This is a genomic window from Pseudonocardia sp. (assembly GCF_025465255.1).
Lineage (GTDB): Bacteria > Actinomycetota > Actinomycetes > Mycobacteriales > Pseudonocardiaceae > Pseudonocardia.
In genome coordinates, this window is the sequence record NZ_JAODNI010000099.1 from 1 (window position 1) to 21,992 (window position 21,992).

25 protein-coding genes and 2 pseudogenes are annotated in these 21,992 nt (G+C 72.9%); 14 read left to right on the forward strand and 13 right to left on the reverse strand.

The features are described 5' to 3' along the window. The coding region (gene mtnA / locus JWP64_RS10925) for an S-methyl-5-thioribose-1-phosphate isomerase (RefSeq protein ID WP_297495494.1) at positions 1-828 on the forward strand (828 nt) is incomplete at its 5' end. Beyond that, the gene (locus JWP64_RS10930; protein ID WP_297495496.1) at positions 825-1,979 is read left to right on the forward strand and encodes an MFS transporter; all 1,155 of its coding nucleotides are present in this window, start codon (positions 825-827) and stop codon (positions 1,977-1,979) included. The genes mtnA and JWP64_RS10930, both read left to right, overlap by 4 nt. Before the next feature lie 23 nt (positions 1,980-2,002). Here JWP64_RS10930 and JWP64_RS10935 read toward each other — a convergent pair whose 3' ends face one another. Then, positions 2,003-2,638 carry an MBL fold metallo-hydrolase gene (locus tag JWP64_RS10935; RefSeq protein ID WP_297495498.1) on the reverse strand — a complete coding sequence of 212 codons (636 nt, stop codon included), beginning with the start codon at positions 2,636-2,638 and terminating at the stop codon, positions 2,003-2,005. After that, positions 2,635-3,723 carry an S-(hydroxymethyl)mycothiol dehydrogenase gene (locus JWP64_RS10940; protein WP_297495500.1) on the reverse strand — a complete coding sequence of 363 codons (1,089 nt, stop codon included), beginning with the start codon at positions 3,721-3,723 and terminating at the stop codon, positions 2,635-2,637. Before JWP64_RS10940 ends, JWP64_RS10935 begins: the two co-directional genes overlap by 4 nt. 577 nt (positions 3,724-4,300) lie before the next feature. Here JWP64_RS10940 and JWP64_RS10945 point away from each other — a divergent pair. Together JWP64_RS10945 and JWP64_RS10950 are read left to right on the forward strand one after the other, a co-directional pair. Continuing rightward, on the forward strand, positions 4,301-4,573 hold the full coding sequence (locus tag JWP64_RS10945; protein WP_297495502.1) for a hypothetical protein: 273 nt from the start codon (positions 4,301-4,303) through the stop codon (positions 4,571-4,573). A 173-nt stretch (positions 4,574-4,746) separates the two neighbouring features. After that, positions 4,747-5,907, forward strand: a complete 1,161-nt coding sequence (locus JWP64_RS10950) for a hypothetical protein (RefSeq protein ID WP_297495504.1) — start codon at positions 4,747-4,749, stop codon at positions 5,905-5,907. A gap of 46 nt (positions 5,908-5,953) precedes the next feature. Here the strand turns inward: JWP64_RS10950 and JWP64_RS10955 are convergent, their stop codons facing one another. The 6 genes from JWP64_RS10955 to JWP64_RS10980 all read right to left on the reverse strand — a co-directional run bounded on the left by JWP64_RS10955 (position 5,954) and on the right by JWP64_RS10980 (position 10,276). Beyond that, positions 5,954-6,568 (reverse strand): ATP-dependent Clp protease proteolytic subunit, encoded by a 615-nt coding sequence (locus tag JWP64_RS10955; RefSeq protein WP_297495566.1) that lies wholly within the window; start codon positions 6,566-6,568, stop codon positions 5,954-5,956. A 29-nt stretch (positions 6,569-6,597) separates the two neighbouring features. After that, complete coding sequence (locus JWP64_RS10960) at positions 6,598-7,179, reverse strand: ATP-dependent Clp protease proteolytic subunit (RefSeq protein WP_297495506.1); 582 nt, start codon at positions 7,177-7,179, stop codon at positions 6,598-6,600. A gap of 133 nt (positions 7,180-7,312) precedes the next feature. Next, complete coding sequence (locus tag JWP64_RS10965) at positions 7,313-8,266, reverse strand: hypothetical protein (protein WP_297495507.1); 954 nt, start codon at positions 8,264-8,266, stop codon at positions 7,313-7,315. Next, entirely contained in the window at positions 8,263-8,913 is a 651-nt protein-coding gene (locus JWP64_RS10970) for a MerR family transcriptional regulator (RefSeq protein ID WP_297495509.1), read from the reverse strand. Before JWP64_RS10970 ends, JWP64_RS10965 begins: the two co-directional genes overlap by 4 nt. A 144-nt stretch (positions 8,914-9,057) precedes the next feature. Then, entirely contained in the window at positions 9,058-9,483 is a 426-nt protein-coding gene (locus JWP64_RS10975) for an acyl-CoA thioesterase (protein WP_297495511.1), read from the reverse strand. Between the two features lie 43 nt (positions 9,484-9,526). Then, positions 9,527-10,276 (reverse strand): MerR family transcriptional regulator, encoded by a 750-nt coding sequence (locus JWP64_RS10980; protein ID WP_297495512.1) that lies wholly within the window; start codon positions 10,274-10,276, stop codon positions 9,527-9,529. Between the two features lie 121 nt (positions 10,277-10,397). On the opposite strand from JWP64_RS10980, the gene JWP64_RS10985 reads away from it, so the two are divergent. From JWP64_RS10985 to JWP64_RS10995, 3 genes are all read left to right on the forward strand, one after another. Beyond that, the gene (locus JWP64_RS10985; protein WP_297495514.1) at positions 10,398-11,618 is read left to right on the forward strand and encodes an acetyl-CoA C-acetyltransferase; all 1,221 of its coding nucleotides are present in this window, start codon (positions 10,398-10,400) and stop codon (positions 11,616-11,618) included. A 5-nt stretch (positions 11,619-11,623) separates the two neighbouring features. Then, positions 11,624-13,789: a 3-hydroxyacyl-CoA dehydrogenase NAD-binding domain-containing protein gene (locus JWP64_RS10990; protein ID WP_297495521.1), complete on the forward strand. Its 2,166-nt coding sequence runs from the start codon at positions 11,624-11,626 to the stop codon at positions 13,787-13,789. Between the two features lie 146 nt (positions 13,790-13,935). Continuing rightward, complete coding sequence (locus JWP64_RS10995) at positions 13,936-14,562, forward strand: DedA family protein (protein WP_297495522.1); 627 nt, start codon at positions 13,936-13,938, stop codon at positions 14,560-14,562. A gap of 19 nt (positions 14,563-14,581) precedes the next feature. On the opposite strand, the gene JWP64_RS11000 is transcribed toward JWP64_RS10995, so the two are convergent. After that, positions 14,582-15,670 (reverse strand): glutamate--cysteine ligase, encoded by a 1,089-nt coding sequence (locus tag JWP64_RS11000; protein ID WP_297495524.1) that lies wholly within the window; start codon positions 15,668-15,670, stop codon positions 14,582-14,584. A gap of 90 nt (positions 15,671-15,760) precedes the next feature. Here JWP64_RS11000 and JWP64_RS11005 point away from each other — a divergent pair, with 90 nt between their 5' ends. Both JWP64_RS11005 and JWP64_RS11010 read left to right on the forward strand, forming a co-directional pair. Next, complete coding sequence (locus tag JWP64_RS11005; RefSeq protein WP_297495526.1) at positions 15,761-16,570, forward strand: ANTAR domain-containing protein; 810 nt, start codon at positions 15,761-15,763, stop codon at positions 16,568-16,570. Between the two features lie 98 nt (positions 16,571-16,668). Further along, positions 16,669-17,229 (forward strand): dihydrofolate reductase family protein, encoded by a 561-nt coding sequence (locus JWP64_RS11010; protein ID WP_297495528.1) that lies wholly within the window; start codon positions 16,669-16,671, stop codon positions 17,227-17,229. On the opposite strand, the gene JWP64_RS11015 is transcribed toward JWP64_RS11010, so the two are convergent. Further along, the gene (locus JWP64_RS11015) at positions 17,214-17,336 is read right to left on the reverse strand and encodes a hypothetical protein (protein ID WP_297495530.1); all 123 of its coding nucleotides are present in this window, start codon (positions 17,334-17,336) and stop codon (positions 17,214-17,216) included. The genes JWP64_RS11010 and JWP64_RS11015 overlap by 16 nt on opposite strands. Positions 17,337-17,478: 142 nt before the next feature. Here JWP64_RS11015 and JWP64_RS31475 point away from each other — a divergent pair. The 4 genes and pseudogenes from JWP64_RS31475 to JWP64_RS11030 form a co-directional block, all read left to right on the forward strand. Then, positions 17,479-17,691: pseudogene (locus JWP64_RS31475) on the forward strand (response regulator); the annotation flags it as partial. Positions 17,692-17,779: 88 nt separating this feature from the next. Continuing rightward, the gene (locus JWP64_RS11020) at positions 17,780-18,070 is read left to right on the forward strand and encodes a Dabb family protein (protein WP_297495532.1); all 291 of its coding nucleotides are present in this window, start codon (positions 17,780-17,782) and stop codon (positions 18,068-18,070) included. 9 nt (positions 18,071-18,079) lie between these two features. Next, positions 18,080-18,937, forward strand: a complete 858-nt coding sequence (locus JWP64_RS11025) for an ABC transporter ATP-binding protein (protein ID WP_297495534.1) — start codon at positions 18,080-18,082, stop codon at positions 18,935-18,937. Beyond that, positions 18,934-19,581, forward strand: coding sequence for a hypothetical protein (locus JWP64_RS11030; protein ID WP_297495535.1), 648 nt, complete (start codon positions 18,934-18,936; stop codon positions 19,579-19,581). The genes JWP64_RS11025 and JWP64_RS11030 overlap by 4 nt, the downstream gene beginning before the upstream one ends. 218 nt (positions 19,582-19,799) lie before the next feature. On the opposite strand, the gene JWP64_RS11035 is transcribed toward JWP64_RS11030, so the two are convergent. Genes JWP64_RS11035 through JWP64_RS11045 form a run of 3 tightly spaced genes read right to left on the reverse strand, consistent with a single transcriptional unit; the run spans position 19,800 to position 21,666 of the window. Next, positions 19,800-20,312, reverse strand: coding sequence for a hypothetical protein (locus JWP64_RS11035; RefSeq protein ID WP_297495537.1), 513 nt, complete (start codon positions 20,310-20,312; stop codon positions 19,800-19,802). Beyond that, complete coding sequence (locus tag JWP64_RS11040) at positions 20,309-20,863, reverse strand: GrpB family protein (RefSeq protein WP_297495539.1); 555 nt, start codon at positions 20,861-20,863, stop codon at positions 20,309-20,311. The genes JWP64_RS11035 and JWP64_RS11040 overlap by 4 nt, the downstream gene beginning before the upstream one ends. Continuing rightward, positions 20,863-21,666 carry an IclR family transcriptional regulator C-terminal domain-containing protein gene (locus tag JWP64_RS11045; RefSeq protein ID WP_297495568.1) on the reverse strand — a complete coding sequence of 268 codons (804 nt, stop codon included), beginning with the start codon at positions 21,664-21,666 and terminating at the stop codon, positions 20,863-20,865. The genes JWP64_RS11040 and JWP64_RS11045 overlap by 1 nt, the downstream gene beginning before the upstream one ends. A gap of 138 nt (positions 21,667-21,804) precedes the next feature. Here JWP64_RS11045 and JWP64_RS11050 point away from each other — a divergent pair. Continuing rightward, positions 21,805-21,984 (forward strand): annotated as a pseudogene (locus JWP64_RS11050) (flavin reductase family protein); the annotation flags it as partial. Positions 21,985-21,992: the final 8 nt, after the last annotated feature.

A 21,992-nucleotide genomic window follows, 5' to 3' on the forward strand; every position in this document is an offset into this window, starting at 1 on the left:
GGGGCGCCGGCGCTCGGCGTGGCCGGGGCGCTCGGGGTCGCGCTGGCCGCCCGCACGCTGCGCGGGGCCGCCCTCGCCGCCGCGGCCGAGCGGATCGCCGCCGCCCGGCCCACCGCCGTCAACCTGCGGTGGGCGGTGGAGCGCGCCCACGCGGCCGGTCCCGACGGCGCGCTCGCCGAGGCCCTCGCGATCCGGGACGCGGACATCGCCTCCTGCCATGCGATCGGCCGCCGGGGAGCGGACCTGCTGGCGGAGCTCTGCGGGCCGCGGCCGCTGCGCATCCACACGCACTGCAACGCCGGGGCGCTGGCCTGTGTCGAGTGGGGCACGGCGCTCGGGGTGGTCCGGGACCTGCACGCGGACGGCCGGCTGGCGCTGGTGGTCGCGGACGAGACCCGGCCGTTGCTGCAGGGCTCGCGGATCACCGCCGTGGAGCTCGCCGAGCTGGGGGTGCCGCACCGGATGGTCGTCGACGGGGCGGCGGCCTCGATCGTCGCCCGGGGGCTGGTGGACGCGGTGGTGGTCGGCGCGGATCGGATCGCCGCGAACGGGGACGTCGCCAACAAGATCGGCACGTATCCGCTCGCGCTCGCCGCGGCCCGGACCGGGATCCCGTTCCTGGTCGCGGCGCCCGAGTCGACCGTCGACCCAGCGACCGCGGACGGCTCGCAGATCGAGATCGAGGAACGCGCGGGAGACGAGGTGCTGGCCGTCGGCGGCCGGCGGACGGCCCCCACCGGCGCCGACGCCTGGAACCCGGCCTTCGACGTGACGCCGGCCGATCTGGTGACGGCGATCGTGACCGAGAAGCGGACCTGGCGGCCATGAGGTCCCCGGCCTTCCGGCTCGTCCTCGCGGCCACGGTGCTCGGGTTCGGCGGGTACGCGCTGCTTCTCCCGGTCGTCCCGCTGTGGGTGGCGCGCGGCGGGTCCGGCGAGTTCGGTGCGGGCGTGACGACCGGCGTGCTGATGGCCGCCACCGTCGCCACCCAGCTCGCCGTCCCCGCGCTGCTGCGCCGGTTCGGGCACCGGCCGGTGCTCGCGGCCGGATTGCTGCTGCTCGGCGCGCCGACGCCGTTGCTGCTGCTCTCCCCGGACCTGCCGCCGGTGCTGGCCCTCTCGGCGGTCCGGGGGCTCGGGTTCGGGCTGCTGACGGTGGCGGGCAGCGCGGTCGTCGCCGAGCTGGTGCCGCCCGCCGAGCACGGCCGCGCGTCGGCCCGGTACGGCTACGCCGTCGGGATCCCGCAGCTCGCGTTGCTGCCCGCGGGCGTCGCCGTCGTCGACCTCCTGGGATTCGACGGCGTCTTCCTCGCCGCGGGGATCGCGCCGCTGGCCGGGCTGGTGTGCGTGGCGTTCCTGCGGACGGGTGCGGCCCGGCCCGCCGAACCGCACCGGACCGCGGCGGAGGCCGAACCCGACGGAACCTTCCGACGACGGGCGGTCGCCCCCGTGCTCGCGATGCTGGCCTGCTCCACGGCCCAGGGCGGGATCGTGACGTTCCTGCCGCTCGTCGCGCCCGGCTCGCTCGTCGCGGTGCCGCTCGCGCTCTTCGGGACGGCGCTGGGCGGCCTGCTCGGGCGCGGTCTGGCCGGGGAGATCGTGGACCGTCGCGGCGAGGCCGGGCGGCTGCTCCCGGTCGGCGCGGCGATCGCGGCGGCGGGGATGGTCGGCGAGGTCGTCGCGGCGGGGGGCGACTCCCCGGTGCTGCTGGTCGTCGGCGCGGCGCTCGTCGGGATCGGATTCGGGCTGGTGCAGAACGACGCGCTCGTCGCCCTGTTCGCGGCGGGCGGTTCCGGGCGCTACGGCACCGCGAGCGCGGTGTGGAACATCGCCTACGACGCCGGGACGGGCGTGGGCGCGACCGGGCTCGGCGCCGTCGCGGAGCCCTTCGGCTTCCGCGCGGCGTTCGCTCTGGCCGCCGCGGTGCTGTTCCTGGCGGTCCCGTTCACCTCGCGGGTCGTGCGCGGGAAACGTCGCTAGGGCGGCGTTTCCCGCGCACAGGGCTAGTGCCCCTTCGCGATCCACTCGTCGAGGTGGGGGGCCTCGCCGCCGATGGTGGTCGAGTCCCCGTGCCCGGTCCGGACGGTGGTGTCCCCGGGCAGGGTCAGCAGGGTTGTCCGGATCGAGTCGATGATCGTGTCGAAGCTCGAGTAGGACCGGCCCGTCGCGCCGGGGCCGCCCTGGAACAGGGTGTCCCCGGTGAACACGGTCTTCAGCTCGGGCGCGTAGAGGCACGTCGAGCCGGGCGAGTGGCCGGGGGTGACCATGGCGCGCAGCTCGATGCCGCCCGCCGTGATCACCTGGCCGTCGGTGAGGTCCTGGTCCGGCGCGCGGTCCGGGTGGGTCATCTCCCACAGCGGCGCCTCGGCCGGGTTGAGCAGGATCGGCGCGTCGAACCTGTCCGCGAGTGTGGGCGCCTGGTTGACGTGGTCGTCGTGGGCGTGGGTGCACACGACGGCGACGACGCGGCGTCCGCCGATCGCGGCGGCGATCTTCTCCGGATCGTGCGCGGCGTCGATGACGATCACCTCGTTCTCGTCACCGACCACCCAGACGTTGTTGTCGACGTCCCAGGTGCCCCCGTCCAGGGAGAACGTGCCGGAGGTGACGACGTGGCCGACGGGTCCGGGCGGGGTCACAGGACCACCACCGAACGCAGCACGTCACCACGGTGCATCTTCTCGAACGCGGACTCGATGTCGTCGAGCCCGATCTCCTCGGAGACGAACTTCTCCAGCGGCAGCCGGCCCTGCAGGTGCAGGTCCACCAGCGCGGGGAAGTCCCGGCTCGGCAGGCAGTCCCCGTACCAGGACGACTTCAGCGACCCGCCCCGGCCGAAGTACTCGATCATCGGAATCTCCGGGGCGGTCATGTCCGGGGTCGGGACGCCGACCAGGACGACGGTGCCGGCGAGGTCCCGGGCGAAGAACGCCTGCTTCCAGGTCTCCGGGCGGCCGACCGCGTCGACGACGACGTCCGCGCCGAACCCGCCGGTGGCCTCCTTGATCGCCTCGACCGGGTCGGTCTCGGCGGCGTTGACGGTGTGCGTGGCGCCGAAGCCCTTGGCCCACTCCAGCTTCCGCGGGTCCCGGTCCACGGCGATGATCGTGGTCGCGCCGGCCAGCTCGGCGCCGGCGATGGCCGCGTCACCGACCCCGCCGCAGCCGATGACGGCGATGGAGTCCCCGCGGCCCACGCCGCCGGTGTTGATCGCCGCACCGATCCCGGCCATCACGCCGCAGCCGAGCAGGCCCGCGACCTGCGGCTTCGCGGCCGGGTTCACCTTGGTGCACTGCCCGGCCGCGACGAGGGTCTTCTCGCAGAACGCGCCGATCCCCAGCGCGGGGGAGAGCTCCTGACCCGACTTGAGCGTCATCTTCTGCGTGGCGTTGTGGGTGTTGAAGCAGTACCAGGGCTTGCCCTTGCGGCACGCGCGGCACTGCCCGCAGACGGCGCGCCAGTTCAGGATGACGAAGTCCCCCGGCGCGACCTCGGTGACACCCTCGCCGACGGACTCGACGATCCCGGCGGCCTCGTGGCCCAGCAGGAACGGGAACTCGTCGTTGATCCCGCCCTCGCGGTAGTGCAGGTCGGTGTGACAGACGCCGCATGCCTGGATCTGCACGACGGCCTCACCCGGCCCCGGATCCGGGATCACGATCGTCTCGACGGAGACCGGCTTGCCCTTGCTGTGCGCGACGACTCCGCGGACCTCTTGCGCCATTACCGTTCCACTCCAGTCATCTCGTCGGTGAGCGCCGTGCGCTCGTCCGCACGGCAGTCGGGTCGATCCTGCCCTGTCCCCGTGAGCCTTTCACGCGCGTCCCGCCATGTCGTGCGGCGGACGGGGGGGATCCCTTCGGGCCCGGGGCGGCGCCTCCACCAGCCTCAACGGCGTCGACGGGACGGATCCAGATGCCGTTGCGGGTGCGCCCGAGGTCCAGCGTCGCCGGATCGAGGCACTGGTCGCGGCTCCGGTGGGTGTCGAAGAGCAACACGTCGTCGAAGACCTGGGAACAGCCGCCGGTGCGGGCGCAGCAGTGAGCCCGATCGGCACCCACCCAGGTGAAATCACAGCAGGACATCCGGATGAGCTCCACGGCGGAAGAGGCTACGTGTCGCCACCGACAGCCGCGAGCACGGTGATCACCGGCTCCGAGGGCGTGCCGGGGTGGGGTTCTCCCTACCGCGATCCGGGGGTGATCGCGTGCAGGTGTAGGGCGTACTCGGTCGTCGTGGGGTCGCTGCCGGAGCAGAGTTCTCCTCAACAAGGAACCACCCGAAACCCCGAGGAGCACCCGATGCCGGACTTCAAGAGCAACCACAACAGCAACCACCACAACGACAACCACCACGACAACGAGCACCACGACAGCCACGACTGGGACAAGAACAGCCACGAGGACAAGCGCTGGGACGACGACCACGACTGGAACAACCACGACTGGAACGACAAGCACTCCAACGACTGGGACGACAAGAGCTGGGACGACAAGGACTGGGACGACAAGGGCCACGAGCACCACGAGGACCACTCCTCCCACGACTACAGCCACCAGCCCGTCCACCACTGATCGGCGACGACGCTCCGGACCCGCTCCGGGGGATCACGGCCGGCTCACGAGACCACTCGTGGGCCGGCCGTTCCTCTTTCCGCCCCGGACGTCCCTCGCCTAACCTCCCCTGCGATGGTCGTCCGGCTCCGCCGTGTCCGGGCGCGCCTCGTCACAGCCGGAGGAGGAAGCGGTTGGCCGCCTCGCAGGACCCAGTGCGCCCGCCCGTCGACCAGGCGCTGGATCTGCTGGGCAGCGCGCTCGCCGGGGCCGCCGCGAACGACCGGCCGGACCTGCTCGAGCGGCTCGACGCCGCCCGCCGGGCGCTGACCACGGCCCGCACGGACGGGGCCCGGGTCGGGGCGTTGCGGGCCACGGCGACGGAGCTCTGCCGGGCGCTGGACTCGCTCGCGTCGGATCTGCGGTACCGGCGTGAGGTCCTCGCCGATCCCGCCCGCGCCGCCCGCCTGCGCGCCGAACTGGCCCGCGCCCGGCAGCGCGTGGAACGGGCCCGCGGCCTGTCCCGCGAGTGGCCGCAGATCCTCGGCGACGGGTTCGCGGGCCTGACCTCGGACAGCGAGTTCGTGCTGCGCACCCGCTCCCGCGGGGTGCTCGCCGAGACGGAGCGGGCCCTCGGGACCCTCGACCCGGCGAAGGACGCCGAGCAGCTCGCCGACCAGCTCCGCACGCGGCTGATCGCCGAGGCCGAGCAGACCTATACCGGGGTGCGTGACGGTGTCCGGTCCGTCGCGGACCGGCTGGTGGAGGTGCTCGAGCTCCCCGTGCCGCTGCCCGTCCCGGACCTGCCGCTGCAGTCGCCGAGCGAGCTGGTGGCCGGGTTGTCGGATCCGCGGCCCTCCGGGGCCGGGCGTGCCCCGATCCCCGCCCGGCTGCTCACCGTCGTCATGCCGTCGTACGGCGGGATCATGATGGCCGTCGTGGGCACGCGCCTGCTCGGGTTCCAGGTGCCCGGCTGGGCGCTGGCGGTGGGGGCCGGGGTCGGCGCGCTGGCGCTGGGGGGTGCCGCGCTCAGCGGCGAGCGCAAACGGGGCCTCGACCGGCGGCGCGGTGAGGCCCGCACGGCAGTGCGGGGGATGGTCGACGAGTTCCAGATGGCGCTGGGCAAGCAGGTCCGGGACGCGGCACGTGCGGCGAACACGCAACTCCGCCGGGACACGGCCGCGGCGTTCAACCGGATGGAAGAGGACGCGGCGGCGCAACTCACGTCCGCCAAGGCCGCGGTCGACGGGCTGGCGCGTCTCCCCGCGGACGTCGCGGACGTCGACGACGACATCGCGACCGTGCGCGACCTGCGCCGCCGTGCCGACGCGCTGAACCCCAGGTTTCCCGGCTGACCGCGAGCCCGGTGGGAGCGCCTCGACGCCCCCACCGGGCACGACGTCACTTCACGAGCGAGAGCTTGCGGCTCTGGATGAGCTCGTCCACGATCCCGTACTCGACCGCCTCGGGGGCGGTGAGGATCCGGTCCCGGTCGATGTCGGCGTGGATCTGCTCGGGGGTGCGGCCCGTGTGCCGGGCGAGCGCCTGCTCCATCTGCGTGCGGATCCGGGTGATCTCCTTCGCCTGGATCTCCAGGTCCGAGACCTGCCCGCGAAACCCGCCCATCGACGGCTGGTGGATCAGCACCCGCGCGTTCGGCACGGCGAGCCGGCGCCCGGGCGTCCCCGCGGCCAGCAGTACGGCGGCGGCGGACGCGGCCTGGCCGAGGCAGACCGTCTGGATGTCCGGCCGGACGAACTGCATCGTGTCGTAGATCGCCATCAGCGACGTGAACGAGCCGCCGGGCGAGTTGATGTAGATGCTGATCTCGCGGTCCGGGTCCATGGACTCGAGCGTGAGCAGCTGCGCCATCACGTCGTTCGCGGACGCGTCGTCGATCTGCACGCCGAGGAAGATGATGCGTTCCTCGAAGAGCTTGCTGTACGGGTTGGTCTCCTGCGTGCCGTTGCTCGTGCGCTCGACGAACGAGGGCAGCACGTAGCGCGACTGCGGCATCTGGGTCGACTGGGGCCTCGAATAACCGCTCACTGCGGCGTCACCTCTCCTGCACGTGCGACCACCTGGTCCACGAAACCGTATGCCAGGGCCTCCTGCGCGGAGAACCACCGGTCCCTGTCGAAGTCCGCCATGATCCGTTCCGGGGTCTGGCCCGTGTGCTCGGCGATCAACCCCGCCATCTCCTCCTTGTGCCGGCGGAACAGCTCCGCCTGGATGCGGATGTCCGACTCGCTGCCGCCCACGCCCGCGGACGGCTGGTGCATCAGGATCTTCGTATGCGGCAACGCGTAGCGCTTGCCCGGCGTTCCGGCCGACAGCAGGAACTGCCCCATCGAGGCGGCCATCCCCAGCGCGTAGGTGGCGACGTCGCACGGGATGAAGCGCATCGTGTCGAAGACGGCCATCCCGTCCGGCACCGAGCCGCCGGGCGAGTTGATGTAGAGGGAGATGTCCGCGTCCGGATCCTCGGCGGCCAGCAGCAGCATCTGGCCGGCGATCCGGTTGGCGATCGCGGCGTCGACCTCCTGGCCGAGCACGACGATCCGGTGCCGCAGCAGGCGCTCGAAGACGGAGTCGGCGAGGTCGGCGGTCGGGGCTGGGGTGGGCATCGGAGGCTCCTGACGGTGTCGGATCCTGCTGTCCCCACCGACGCTAGGCGGGCCCGTGCGCGCCCGTGGCCCGATTCGCTCACGGCGAATCGGGCCACGACCGCCGACCTGGGACGGTTCGCCGAGGGTGAACTCAGGCGGACACGAGCCGCGGTGCGCGGACCGAGCCGGCGGCCGTCCCGGCCACGATCAGACCGAAGACGGACACCGTCAGCGCGTCCGGCGCCACGACCGACTGCCCGCGCAGCGCCTGCCAGGTGAGCAGCGCCAGCACGGCGGCGAAACCGGCCGCGGCGACGCCCACGAGGCCGCGACGCACCTCGGGGCTCCGCAGGACGGCGACGCGCACCGCCAGCAGCTCGAGCGCGACCAGGACCAGCGGGATCGCCTGCAACGCGTGCATGCCCACGAAGTGCGGGATCCGCAGGTCCCCGCCGACCGTGCTCCAGCCGAGCAGCGGGAGCCCGGGGCCGCCGTCCGCGAGCCCGACGGTGTGGGCGCCGACGATCCCGGTGTCCCCCGCCATCTGCGCGGCGGTCGGGGACGTCATCAGGAAGCCCAGCGCCATCCCGACCACGGCGAGCACGGCTCCGGCCCGGATCGCCCGGGCGCGGGCGGGATCGAGCCCGCGGACCCGGAAGAGCTGCGCCGTCACGGAGAGCGTCGCGACCCAGACGACGGCGATGGAGAGGCCCATGACGCTCCACAGCGCGGCGTTCAACGGGGTGGTGGTGTTGAAGTGGCTGGTCTCGCCACGGACCACCTGGGTCACGATGATCACCATCTCGACGCCGAGCATCACGGCCGCGACGGTGCCGGCCCGGTGCCCGAGGCGGGACGGGCGGCCCGGGAGCGCGTCGCGGACGACCGCGATCAGCCACGCCCAGGTCACTGCGTAGATCAGGACGGAGATCGCGAACTTGGTGGGCTTGTCCCAGATCGGCAGGCCGGTGAGGACCCGCTCGTCGGCGACCATGCCGACGACCCCGGCGACGATCAGCGCGGTCATCGCGGCGGCCAGGGTCATCAGCGGGCGGTGCCAGCCGAAGGCGGTGCGGAGGGCGGACGACGTCCCGGTGGTGGTCATGGTGTCTCCGGAGGAGGAGGGGTGAACCGGGTGGCGGACACGTGCTCCTGCGCGAGCCGGCGCAGGGCGGCGAGCAGGTGGTCCCCGAGGACCGTGCCGACGAGCGCGGTCTCGGCGCGGACGTCCCGGTCGGGGACCGCGGAGACCGTGTCCAGGTCCGCCTCCGCGACCAGCTCGACGGCCCGGACGTAGGCATCGAGCACCGTGGCCAGCCGCTCGCCGCCGACGCGGTGCATCGCCGCCAGGACGTCGACCGCCGCGTCCCTGGCGGGCGCGTCCGCCGAGACCCGCCAGCCCCGCGCGTCGACGACGCGGCCGATCTCCGCCACCGCCTGCGCGCGGTACTCGTCGTGCTCCGTGGCGCCGGCGCCGGGCGTGACCGTCCCGACCGTGGCGCCGAGCATCTCGTGCAGCGGGACGTCCGGGTCGTCGATCGCGGCGAGGACCTTGCGGACCGCGGAGATCGACAGGCCGCCCACGTCGACGAGCGAGCGGATCAGGGTCAGCCGGCGGACGTGCGCCTGCCCGTAGCTGGCCTGGTTCGCCGAGGTCGTGGTCTCGCCGCGCGGGAGGAGGCCCTCGCGGAGGTAGTACTTGATCGTCGCGACGGGGACCCCCGCCACGGTGCTCAAATCGGACACCCGCATGGTGGATACTGTAACTATCGGATAGCGGCGGTGTCCACTATCCGCGCAAACGCAACGACCTCCCTGCGTTGTGGACCCACAACGCGCGTATCAGGCCTCGAAATCAGCGTTGTGGAGGCACAACGCGGGAAGGGGTGGGAGGGGTCAGGCGGGGAGGAGGGGGAGCGGGTCCCCCAGGGCCTTCATGATCACGTCCGGGATCTCGCGTTTGCCCGAGCCGTCCACCGCGATCACCACGTAGACGGTCCGGCCCAGGCAGGTGACGGCGTAGGACTCGCCCGAGTGCCTCCGCACCTCGAAGTCCAGGGCGAAGCTGGTCCGGCCGATCCGGGACGTCGAGACCGCGATCCGCACGTCGTCACCCCAGCCGACGCCGGCCTTCCAGTCGATCTCCGAGCGGACGAGCTGGACGTCGTAGCCCGCGTCCGTCATGGAGGTGTAGGGGAGCCCGCGGTCGGCGAGGAAGGCGGTCATCGCGTCGTCGAAGTACGCGAGGTACCAGCCGTTGAAGACGACGCCCTGCTGGTCGACCTCCAGGTAGCGGACGTTGACCGGGTGCGTGAAGGTCATGCGCGGACCCTACGAGGCCTTCGACGGGAGGGGCGCGTCCGGCTCAGCCCGCCGCGTCGCCGGGCTCCTTCTCGGTGTCCACCCGCTCGCGGATGTTCCGGTTCACCGCCCGCCCGAACGCCGTCACGACGCCCTGCACGGTCACCGGCTTGAGGTGCGACAGCGCCGCGGCGAGGCGGGTCCGCTCCTCGGCCGGGCGGCCCGCGTCGCGGTAGGGCTGCAGGACCTGGTCCTGGAACAGCTTCATCAGGTCCTCCGCCAGCGCGGCCGTGTGCTGCTCGATCACCTCGTGCGAGCGCTGCCAGAAGTCCGCGGGCAGGCCGTGGTCCAGGGAGTCCAGCCCGGCGGCCAGCGCGCCGGGGCCCTGCAGGCGCACCCGGCCGTCGTCGAGATGCTGAACGACGCCGAACGCCACCAGCTTCTCGACGTCCGCGTCGTCGAGCACGCGGCCCGCCCGCCGGTCCAGCTCCTTGCGCTCGACCTCCTCGAGCGGCTCCGGCGCCCACGGGGTGAGCAGCGCGAGCTGCAGCGCCAGCTCCTCGGGTCCGGCCGAGTGCGGCACCCGTTCGAGGTGACGTTCGATCGCCGACAGGGTGAATCCCAGGGCCGACAGCTCGCCGACGAGCTGGAGCCGGGCGATGTGGTCCGGCCCGTACAGGCCGGTGCGCCCGCGCAGTCGCGGCGGCGGGAGCAGTCCACGACCCGAGTAGAAGCGGATGTTCCGGACCGTGACGCCGGTGCGCTCGGCCAGCTGGTCGATCGTCAGCAGCTCGGCCGTCGGCTCGGGGTCCATGGGGGCCAGGCTACGACATTTCTTGACCTATGTGACAGTGCTGCTGTAACAAAGGGGTAGGGGCCACGGGCGCCGCTGTCGCGGTGCCCGGCCGGTCCGCCGACGCAGACGAGAGGTTCGCATGAGCGAGATTCCCGAGGCGTACGTCTACGACGCCATCCGCACCCCGCGCGGCCGAGGCAAGGCCTCGGGCTCGCTGCACGAGGTCAAGCCGGTGTCGCTGGTCGTGGGTCTGATCGACGAGATCCGCAACCGGTTCCCGGAGCTGGACACGAACACGATCGACGACGTCGTCCTCGGCGTCGTGTCCCCGATCGGCGACCAGGGCGGTGACATCGCCAAGACCGCCGCCATCGCCGCAGGCCTGCCGCACACCGTCGCCGGCGTGCAGCTCAACCGCTTCTGCGCCTCCGGCCTGGAGGCCGTGAACACCGCGGCGCAGAAGGTCCGCTCCGGCATGGAGGAGCTCGTCCTCGCCGGTGGCGTCGAGGCCATGTCCCGCGTCCCGATGGGCAGCGACGGCGGCGCCTGGGCGATGGACCCGGACACCAGCTACCAGACGGGCTTCGTCCCGCAGGGCATCGGCGCGGATCTGATCGCGACGATCGAGGGCTTCGACCGCGAGGCCGTCGACACGTTCGCCGTCGAGTCCCAGGCGCGCGCGGCGAAGGCGTGGGCCAACGGCTACTTCGCCAAGTCCGTCGTCCCGGTGAAGGACCGCAACGGCCTGCCGATCCTGGACCACGACGAGTTCATCCGCGCGGGCGCGACGCTGGACAGCCTGGCCGGCCTCAAGCCGTCCTTCGAGATGATGGGCGAGTCCGGCGGGTTCGACGCCGTCGCACTGCAGCGCTACCACTGGATCGAGAAGATCGACCATGTGCACCACGCCGGCAACAGCTCCGGCATCGTCGACGGCGCGTCGCTCTGCCTGATCGGCAGCGAGGCGGCGGGCAAGGCCGCGGGCATCACCCCGCGCGCCCGGATCGTCGCCACCGCGCTCTCCGGCGCGGACCCGACGATCATGCTCACCGGTCCCGCGCCGGCCAGCCGCAAGGCGCTGGCCAAGGCCGGCCTGACCGTCGACGACATCGACCTCTTCGAGATCAACGAGGCGTTCGCCGCCGTCGCGCTGCGCTACATGCGCGACATGGAGATCTCCCACGACAAGACCAACGTCAACGGCGGCGCCATCGCCATGGGCCACCCGCTCGGCGCCACCGGCGCGATGATCCTCGGCACCCTGCTCGACGAGCTGGAGCGCCGGGACCTGCAGCGCGGCCTGGCGACCCTGTGCGTCGGCGGCGGCATGGGCATCGCGACCATCATCGAGCGAGTCTGAGGGGAATGGCAGTGACCGAGAAGGCAGTCCGCTGGGAGAAGGACTCCGACGGGATCGCGATCGTCACGCTCGACGACCCGGGCCGCAGCGCCAACACGATGAACGACCGCTACAAGGCGGGCATGGACGCCGTCCTCGCCGAGCTCGAGGCGGCGAAGGACGAGATCTCCGGTGTGATCATCACCTCCGCGAAGAAGACCTTCTTCGCCGGCGGTGACCTGGACGCGCTGGTCAAGGCGACGGCCGAGGACGCCCCGGCGCTGTTCGAGAACGTCACCGAGGTCAAGGCGCAGCTGCGCCGGCTGGAGACGTTCGGCAAGCCCGTCGTCGCGGCGATGAACGGCACCGCGCTCGGCGGCGGCCTGGAGATCGGCCTGGCCACGCACCACCGCATCGGCCTCGACGGGAAGGGTGTGGTCTACGGCCTGCCCGAGGTCACCCTGGGCCTGCTGCCCGGTGGCGGCGGCGTCACCCGGATCACGCGCATGCTCGGCATTGCGAACGGCTTCATGCAGGTCCTCGCGCAGGGCCAGCGGCACAAGCCGGCCAAGGCGCTGGAGATCGGGATCGTCGACGAGCTCGCCTCGACCCCCGAGGAGATGCTGCAGAAGGCGAAGGCCTGGATCGCCGCGAACCCGGAGGCCAAGCAGCCCTGGGACACCCCCGGCCACAAGATCCCCGGTGGCACCCCGGCCAGCCCGAAGCTGGCGGCCATCCTGCCGGCGTTCCCCGCGAACCTGCGCAAGCAGCTCAAGGGCGCGCCGATGCCGGCTCCGCGCAACATCCTCTCGGCCGCGGTCGAGGGTGCGCAGGTGGACTTCGACACCGCGCTGCGGATCGAGGGGCGCTACTTCGTCGACCTGGTCACCGGCCAGGTCTCGACGAACATGACCAAGGCGTTCTTCTTCGACCTGCAGGCCATCAACGGCGGCAAGTCCCGCCCGGACGGCCACGAGAAGTACACGCCGCGCAAGGTCGCCGTCCTCGGCGCCGGGATGATGGGCGCGGGCATCGCCTACGTCTGCGCCCAGTCCGGCTGGGAGGTCATGCTCAAGGACGTCTCGCTGGAGGCGGCCGAGAAGGGCAAGGCGTACTCCGAGGGCCTGGTCGCCAAGGGCGTCAAGCGCGGCAAGGTCACCGCCGAGAAGGGTGAGGCGCTGCTCGGGCGCATCACCCCGACCGACGACTACAACGACCTTGCCGGCTGCGACACCGTCATCGAGGCGGTCTTCGAGTCCGTCGCGCTCAAGCAGGAGGTCTTCCGCGAGGCGATGAAGGTCGTCGAGCCGGACGCGCTGCTGTGCTCGAACACCTCCACCCTCCCGATCACCGAGCTCGCCGCCGGCATCGACCGGCCCGCGGACTTCATCGGCCTGCACTTCTTCTCGCCGGTGGACAAGATGCCGCTCGTGGAGATCATCCGCGGTGAGCAGACCTCGGACGCCACGCTGGCCAAGGCCTTCGACGTGACGCTCGGGATCCGCAAGACCCCGATCGTCGTCAACGACTCCCGCGGCTTCTTCACCAGCCGGGTCATCGGGACGTTCATCAACGAGGGCATCGCGATGCTCGCCGAGGGCATCGACCCGCAGACCATCGAGCAGGCGTCGGCGCAGGCCGGCTACCCCGCACCGGTGCTGCAGCTGATGGACGAGCTCACGCTCACCCTGCCGCAGAAGATCCGCAAGGAGACCCAGGCGGGGGTCGAGGCGGCCGGGCAGACCTGGACCCCGCACCCGGGCGACGTGATCGTGGACCGGATGGTCGACGAGTTCGGCCGCAAGGGGAAGAGCTCCGGTGCCGGCTTCTACTCCTACGTCGACGGCAAGCGGGCCGGCCTCTGGCCGGGGCTGCGGGAGAACTTCAAGGCGACGAACCACGACGTCGACCTGAAGGAGCTCTCGGAGCGGATGCTCGTCATCGAGTCGCTGGAGACGGTGCGCTGCTTCGACGAGGGCGTGCTCATGACGACCGCGGACGCCAACATCGGCTCGATCTTCGGCATCGGCTACCCGGCCTGGACCGGCGGGGTCATGCAGTACATCGAGGGCTTCGACGGTGGCGTGGCCGGCTTCGTCGCCCGCGCCGACGAGTTCGCGCAGAAGTACGGCGCCCGCTTCGAGGTCCCGGCGTCGCTCCGCGCCCGGGCGAAGGAGACCGCCGCGGCGTAATGGCGCCCTGCTGATCTTCACGAACGGCACTTTTGCTCACTTGGTCTGAGCGAGAGTGCCGTTCGTGCGTTCGGCCGGGGTTGCCTCCACGTGCGGACTCTCACGGAAAGCGGTCTCGGGTCGGACGTTTCGGGCACCATCGGGGTGTGGCCGACTGGATTTTCTCGATCGTCGACCGTCTCGGTGCCCCCGGGGTGGGGTTCCTGATCTTCCTGGAGAACGTGATCCCGCCCATCCCCTCCGAGCTGATCCTGCCGCTGGCCGGGTTCCGGGCGCGGACGGGGATGCTGGACCTGTGGTGGGTCTGGCCGGCCGCGACTGCGGGGTCCGTGCTGGGCGCGCTCGTCCTCTACGCGGTCGGGGCGCTGCTCGGCTACGAACGCGTGTACGCGCTGTCCGGCAAGCGCTGGTTCATCCTCTCCAGCCAGAAGGACCTCGAACGCGGCCGCTCCCTCATGGAGTCCCACGGCGGCAAGATCGTCCTGCTGGGCCGGTGCGTGCCGCTGATCCGCAGCGTCGTCTCCATCCCGGCCGGGCTCGCGCGGATGCCGCTGTGGCGGTTCACCGCGCTCACCGCGATCGGCAGCGGTGTCTGGAACGCCGTGTTCATCGGCCTGGGCTGGTACCTGGGGGAGAACTGGGACCAGGTCGAGAGCGCGATGGGCCCGGCCTCGTACGTGGTCCTCGCGCTCGTGCTCGTGGGGATCGCGTGGCTGGTGGTGCGGCGCCTGCGGGCCCGCAAGGGCTACATCGGCACGCACCGCGCGCCTTGAGGCGCGGGGCGCGGCCCGCTCAGGTCCTTCGCGCCGCCTCGGCGACCACCGCGGCCAGGTCCCCCTCGTGCCCGGCCACCTCGCGTTGCGTCCGGGACCCCGTGCCCCGGCCCAGCACCGCGCCGAGGAGCACCCGCACGTCGTCGAGGTCCCCGGCGTCCTCCAGGGCCTCCCGCACGTACCCGACCAGCGCGTCGAGCACCTCGACGGCCGGCGCCGGACGCCACACCCCGGGCAGCAGGAGATCCTCCTCGACCCCGGACCGGGCGGCCCGCCAGGACGCCAGCCGCAGCACCTCGGTCCGGACGTCGTCCGCCGGGACGCCCGCGCGCCAGTCCCGCGCCGCCGTCTCGACCAGCCCGCGGACGAGCGCCGCGAGCAGCACCGCGTCGTCCGGGTCCAGGCACACGTCCGCCACCCGGATCTCGACGGTCGGGTGCTGCGCCGAGAGCCGGGCGTCGAGGTAGAGCATCGCCTCGTCCAGGATCGTGCCCGTGCCGAGCATCTCCTCGACGACCGCGCGGTAACCGGCGGCCGACCCGAACGTCTGGTACCCGCCCGCGGACGGCCAGCGCTGCCAGACCTCGCCGCGGAAGCTCGCGTACCCCGAGTCCCGGCCCTGCCAGAACGGCGAGTTGCCCGTCACGGCGAGCAGCGGTGCGAGCCAGGGCCGGATCCGGTCCAGGACCGCGACGCCCTCCTCGTCCCCGTCGACCGCGACGTGCACGTGGCACCCGCAGGTCAGCTGCTCGTCGACGGTCATGCCGAAGCGCTCGGCCAGCGCCCGGTACCGCGGCGTCGGCGACACCGACGGCTCGACGGCCAGGGGTGACGTCGCCAACGCGGCCACCGCGACCCCGACGGCGCCGGCGGCCTCCCTGGCCGCCGCCCGGGCCGTCCGCAGCTCCTTGCCCAGCTCCGTGAGGGTGCGGACCGGCCGGGTCCCGGTCTCGATCTGCTCGTTCTGCAGCTCGCCGGTGAGCTCCTCGGTCTCGCCGTCGGGTTCGTCCGCCGACCGGAGGACCGCGCCCGCGAGGGCCACCGGCCGTCCAGTCTCGGGATTCACCAGCAGGAACTCCTCCTCGACACCGACCGTTCGCACCAGCATGCGGGCAGTATCACGGGAGGATCGGGGTTGCCGTGACCCGGGAGGTCGGTCACGATTCCCGGTCGGCGACGAACGGATGGAGACCACCGCGTGACCACGGAGCAGGAGTGGGCGGACGACAGGCAGCGGTTCGTCGCGGAATGGGAACCGGCCCTGGCCGACGGCCCCTCCCGGGGTCTGGACGGGACGCGTCTCGGGCCGCTCGCGCAGCAGTTCGTCGTGCTGTCCGAGGCGTTGCTGGCCGCGGACACCGTCGCGGAGGTGCTGGACCGGGTCGTCCGCGCCACCAAGGAGATCGTCCCCGGGGCCGATCTCGTCAGTGTGACGATGCGGGACCCCGACGAGGGCTTCCGCACCCCTGTCGAGACGGATCCGCTCGCGACCCGGCTCGACGAGCTGCAGTACGAGATGGACGAGGGCCCGTGCGTGGCGGCGACCCGCAAGCAGGGCTTCGGGCTCGTCTTCGAGCGGGACCTCGCCGACGCTCCGGACTTCCCGCGGTACGGGCCCGCGGCCGTCGAGCTGGGGGCGCGCGGCGTGCTCGCCGTCGGGCTGTTCCCGCAGGGTGACGCGCCACGGATGGGGGCGCTGAACCTGTACTCGCTGTCGGTGGGCGGGCTCGACGACGCGGACCGCGACGTCGCGCTGGTCCTGGCCGCGCACGCGTCGACCGCCCTGGCCGCCACCGAGGCCTGCTCGGCCGCGGACCTGGAAGCCGCACAGCTGCGGGTCGCGCTGCAGAGCCGGGACGTGATCGGCCAGGCGAAGGGCATCCTGATGGAACGCCGCGGGATCTCGGCGACGGAGGCGTTCGACGTCCTGCGCGCGGCCTCCCAGTCCCTCAACGTCAAGCTGGCGACGATCGCGGCGACGCTGGTCAGCCGCCGCGGGGATCTCTGACACCTCTTTCTCGAACCCGGATGTCGAGCGCGACGGTCCGGCTCCGACCACTGCGTGACGGCGCCCGCCAGGGCCGCCCACCCACCGGGGAGACCGCCATGCGGAAGATCGTGCACTTCGTCCACACCTCGCTCGACGGGTTCGTCGAGGGCCCGAAGGGCGAGTTCGACTGGCCGCTGATGGGGCCGGAGCTCTCCGCCTACTCCTTCGGGCTCGACGAGCGCGCGACCACACTCCTCTACGGCCGCGTGGTCTGGGAGATGATGGCGTCCTTCTGGCCGCACGCCGAGTCGATGTCCGACGACCCGCACGATCTGGCGTACGCGCCGAAGTGGCGGGCGATGCCGAAGGTCGTCGCGTCCCGGACCCTGGAGAACGCGGAGCACGGCGCCCGCGTGATCGGCCGGGACCTCGCGGTGGAGGTCGACGAGCTCAGGGCCGGGCCCGGCGGGGACATCCTGCTCATGGGCGGGTCCGGGCTCGCGGCGAGCCTGATGGACCGCGGCCTCGTCGACGAGGTGCACGTGGGCGTGCACCCCGTCGTCCTGGGCGGCGGGAAGCCGTTCCTGCCGCCGGCCGAGGGCCGGTTCACGCTGCGGCTCGAGGAGTCCCAGGTGTGCGACGGCCAGGTGGTCGTCTCCCGCTACCGGCCCGCCTGAACGATCCCGATCGGGATCCGGGCTGCCAGCAGGTAGCCGGTGACCAGGGCGGCGGCGCAGGCCGGCGCCCAGATCGGGAGCGCGCCGACGCCGCTCTGCTCGATCATCAGGCCGGGGCGAAGCCGTGGGCGGCCGGACCCAGCATCGCCCCGGCGGCGAGCACGATCCCGGTCACCAGCTGCGGCAACGGCACCGCCCCCGGCCGGACGAGGCCGCACCTGCTCGTCGTGGACGACGTCCCCGTGCTGAATGCCTACCCCGCGGTCCCCCGACCTCGTCCTGACCGACCTGCAGATGCCCCGGCTCGACGGGTTCGGGCTGGTCCGGGCCCTGCGGGAACGCGGGGAGCGGGTGCCGGTCATCCTGCTGACCGCGCGGGACGACGCCCTGACCCGACGCACCGCGGCCGCGGTGGGGGTGGACGGCCTGCTGCTCAAGCCGTTCGGCCTGACCGAGCTGGCCGCGCGGGTCCGTGGGGCTCTGGGCTCCGCCGCCGGCCGGGTGTGGCAGCCTGATCCCCGGTTTCCCGGGATCGAGGAGCGCAGAGAAGATGATCCGCAACGCGGTGGTCGGGCACGTGCGCGAGGGCGTGCCGGTCGAGGACGTCGAGAAGGCGGTCCAGGGCATCCGGGAGCTCCGGGTCGACGGCGAGCCGCTGCCGGTCGTCGCGGGTCTGGACCTCGGTCTGCGGGACTGCAACGCGAGCTTCGCCAGCACGGTGGATCTCCCCGACGAGGCCGCCTACCGCGCCTACGACCTCGACGCGGAGCACAACCGGGTGCGCGCCGAGCTCTTCGCTCCGATCTGCGAGCGCGTCGACCGGATCCAGTTCCGGATCTGATTCGCCCCGGTGCCGGTACGACCGGGGGCGCTGCGCCTCGAGGCGGTGCACAAGAGGTACGGCCGCGCCCCCGAGGTGCTCGCCGGGGTGGACCTCGCGGTCGCACCGCGGGAGATCGTGGTCGTCGCGGGCCCGAACGGCTCCGGTAAGTCGACCCTGCTGCGGATCGCCGCGGGATCTTCACGGCCCACCTCGGGACGGGTGCGGGGGCGGGCCCCGGTTGTCGGGTACCTGCCGGACCGGTTCCCGGCCCAGCTTCGGATGCCGGCCGCCGTCTACCTGCGGCACCTCGCCGCGCTGCACCGCGAGAACGCCGCGGCGGCGACGGAGTCGGCGGGCGAGCTGCTCGAGGCGCTCGGGTTCGTCGGGTCGACGCGCACGCCGATGTCCGGACTGTCCAAGGGCAACGCGCAGAAGATCGGCCTGGCCCAGGCCCTGTGCTGCAGCGCCGGCCTCCTCGTGCTGGACGAGCCGTGGTCCGGGCTCGACGCCCCGGCCGCCCAGGTGCTGCTCGGCCGGGTCGCCGCGGCCGCCCAGGACGGCGCCTCGGTACTGGTCACGGACCACACGGGCACGGCGGCCGCGCTTCCCCGGGCCCGGCACCTGCGGCTGCAGGGCGGCGAGCTGCGACCCTCGCCGCCGCAGCCGAACGGGCCCGCGCCGCTCGTCGTCGTCGAGCTGTGGTGCCCGCTGGACCCCGCCGAGGCGGCGGCCGCGCTCGCCCCGTTCGTCCGGGCGGCGCCGGCGGGGGACCGGCTGGTCCTGCACGTCCCGGTCGGGCGCAGTGACGCCCTGTTGCGCGCTGCGCTCGACCTCGGCTGCTCGATCCTCTCGGTCACGCCCGCCGCCCGGGACGCGCCCCGATGAGGGCGCTCGCGGTCGCGCGGTTCCTGGCGGCGGACGCAATCCGGTCCCGGCGCGTCCTGATCCCCGTCTTCCTGTACGCCGCGGTGCTCGCGGTGTTGTTCGGGGGCGACCCCGGCCCACCCCCGGCGCCGTGGGCCGCCTCCGCGCTCGCGCTCTATCCGATCGCCGCGTGGCTGGCGCTGACCGTCGCCAACACCGAGGACCCGGTGCAGCGCACCGTGACCGTCGCCGCCTCGGGCGGGCACCTGCCCGTCGCCGCCGGGACGCTGCTCGTCGCGCTGGCCGGCGACGTGGTGCTCTCGCTGCTGTCCGTGGTGTGGCCGGTCGTCGCGACCGGCTATCCGCATCCGCCGGGCCTCCTTATGGAGGGTTTTCTCGGCCATCTCGCATGTGCGAGCACCGGCACCGCCGTCGGGCTGCTCTGCGCCCGCCCGGTGATCGGCAGGATCGGGTGGTCCCTGATGGTGGCCGTGTTCGTGGTGGTGGTGACCGGGGTGCAGCCGTGGCTGCCGCCCGTCGGCACGTCCGTGGCGGCCCTCGAAGCGGGCGCCGGTACCTCACCCGTGGCGTTCGGCGCGCTCCTCGGGCTGGTGCTCGCGGGGGCTGCGGCGGGCGTGAGCGCGGCCGTCGCCCGTCGTCTCTGACCCTTTGACCTGCGTCTTCCCGGCTTTCCGAGATTTCCGGGCTGACGCACGCCTACGGGTCGCTGCGGGAGGAGGGCCAGGTCCCGTCGACCAACGAGCTGGCCGCCTTCCATCGGATCAATCCGGCCACCTCACCGCCCGTGCCACCACCACGATCGACCGCGGGTGACCCAATGGCAAGGGCATCACGGGCCGCCACCTGGCCCTCACCCTGCTACTCAGGCCGGGAGCACGAGATCGGCCCCGGCCGAGCTCAGCAGACCCTGCTCCTGGGCAATCCAGATCTCCCGGTATCGGGCGTAGCCGGCCCAGTCCTCGCGGGCGCGCAACCTGCGGTCCCGTTCGTCGGGCGGGCAGTCCAGCCAGATCGCCGTCCCGGTGAACGGCCGTAGCGCCGCCGCTCCCGCCCCGCACCCCTCGAGCACGACGAAGGGCGCCGGAGCCTGCTCGCGCCACGCCTCGGAGCGGACGTTCCGCAGCCAGTCCCACGGTCGCCACCGGGCCGGCCGCCCGGCCGCGAGCGGCGCCGCGATCCACTCGACGGCCAGGGGCACCGCGGCGGCGAGCCCGGCCCAACCGGCGTAGAGCTCCTCCATCGAGAGCACCGGTGCGTCGAGCGCGGTCCCGAGCTCCGCCGCGAACGACGTCTTGCCCGCCCCCGAGTACCCGTCGACCGTCACCAGGGGCCCCGGCCTGCTCTTGACGAACCCGACGACGTCCACGCCGGTCACCGCGGGTCGACCCAGCCCGCGTTCGCCAGGATCGACGCGACGACCGGCCCCTTCGCCTCCGCGTAGAGGTTCATGTCCGCCCACTCGCCCCGGCCCGCGAGCTCACGCTTGACCACGGCGTAGCGGCCCCGGTCCGCGGCGCTGGCACGCAGCCGGTCCCGGAACGCCAGGTAGCGCCGGACCTCGACGTCGCCGGGCCGGTAGCAGTGCAGGTTCGTCCGCAGGCCCGGGTCGCCGCCCTGCAGGCAGCGGTGCCGCGGCTCGCGCACCCGCAGCTCGTACCCCGCGGCCAGCAGGTCCGGCAGGTAGGCGGGCTCGTCGTCCGGGTCGTCGACCGCGACCGCGATGTCGATCACGGGCTTGGCGGCGAGGCCGGGGACGCTCGTCGAGCCGACGTGTTCGATCAGCCGGGCGCGGTCGCCGAGCACCCCGCGCAACCCGGCCGCCCGTCCGGCGAAGCGCGCGGGCCAGGCCGGGTCGTACTCCACGATCTCGACGCGCACCGGCTGCAGGCCGTGGACCAGGACGTTCTCGTCGAAACCGGGAGCCATTAGAAGAACCCGTCCCGCGCCACCCGCGCCGGACGGGGGTCGTAACCCAGCTCCGCGCTGATCGCGCCCGCCGTCTCCACCAGCATCGGGACCACCTCGGCCGCCAGGGTCGCCGGATCGGAGCGCCCCGTCGACGTCGACGACGCGAGCGCCGCCACCACCCGTCCGGACCGGTCCCGGACCGGTGCCGACGCCGAGAGCAGGCCATCCTCGAGCTCGCCCGCGACGATCGACCAGCCCTGCTCCCGCACCTGCGCGAGCGCCAGCCGGAGTTCAGCGGGATCGGTGACGGTCCGGGAGGTCCGGGTGTCCAGCGGGGTCTCGTCGAGGAACGCGGAGATCCGCTCGGGGCCCGCCCAGGCGAGCAGGACCCGGCCCATCGACGTCGCGTGCGCGGGCACCCGGGTCCCGACTGCCACGTTGATGCTCATGATCCGGCGCACCGGCACCCGGGCCACGTAGACGACCTCCGTGCCGTCGAGCTCGGCGAGCGACGCGGACTCGCCCGTGCGCTCCGCGAGCCGCAGCAGGTGCGGCTGGGCGAGCTCGATCCGGGCGTTCGACGCCGTGTAGTGCTGCCCGATGGCGAGCACCCGGGGCGTCAGTGACCAGCGCGTTCCCTCGTTCGCGACGTAGCCCAGGCGCTGCAGGGTCAGCAGCAGCCGGCGCACCGCCGGGCGGGAGAGCCCGGTGGCCGCGGCCAGCTCGGCGAGCGTGGGGTTGGTCAGGTCCTCGTCGAACGCCAGCAACACGGCGAAGCCGCGTTCGAGGCTCTGGACGTAGTCCCGCTCGCTCCCCTCCATGGTCACCCGGCCCATCCTTCCGCATGGTTCCCGAAACGGGGTCTTGACCCAGCGTCATGGCGTGGGGCACCCTCTGCCACGTTGAACGCACAGCGTTCAATAGGTACGCATAGCGTACATCACACAGGGAGGTGCAAGATGACGGTCCAGCCCCGGGAGCTCCGCGACGCGTTCGGCCGGTTCGCCACCGGCGTCACGGTCGTGACGTGCCGCAACGACGAGGGCACGCCGCACGGCGCGACCGTCAACGCCTTCACCGCGGTGTCCCTGGAGCCCGCGCTCTGCCAGGTCACGCTGACCCGCCGGTCCAAGGCGTCCTCTACGGC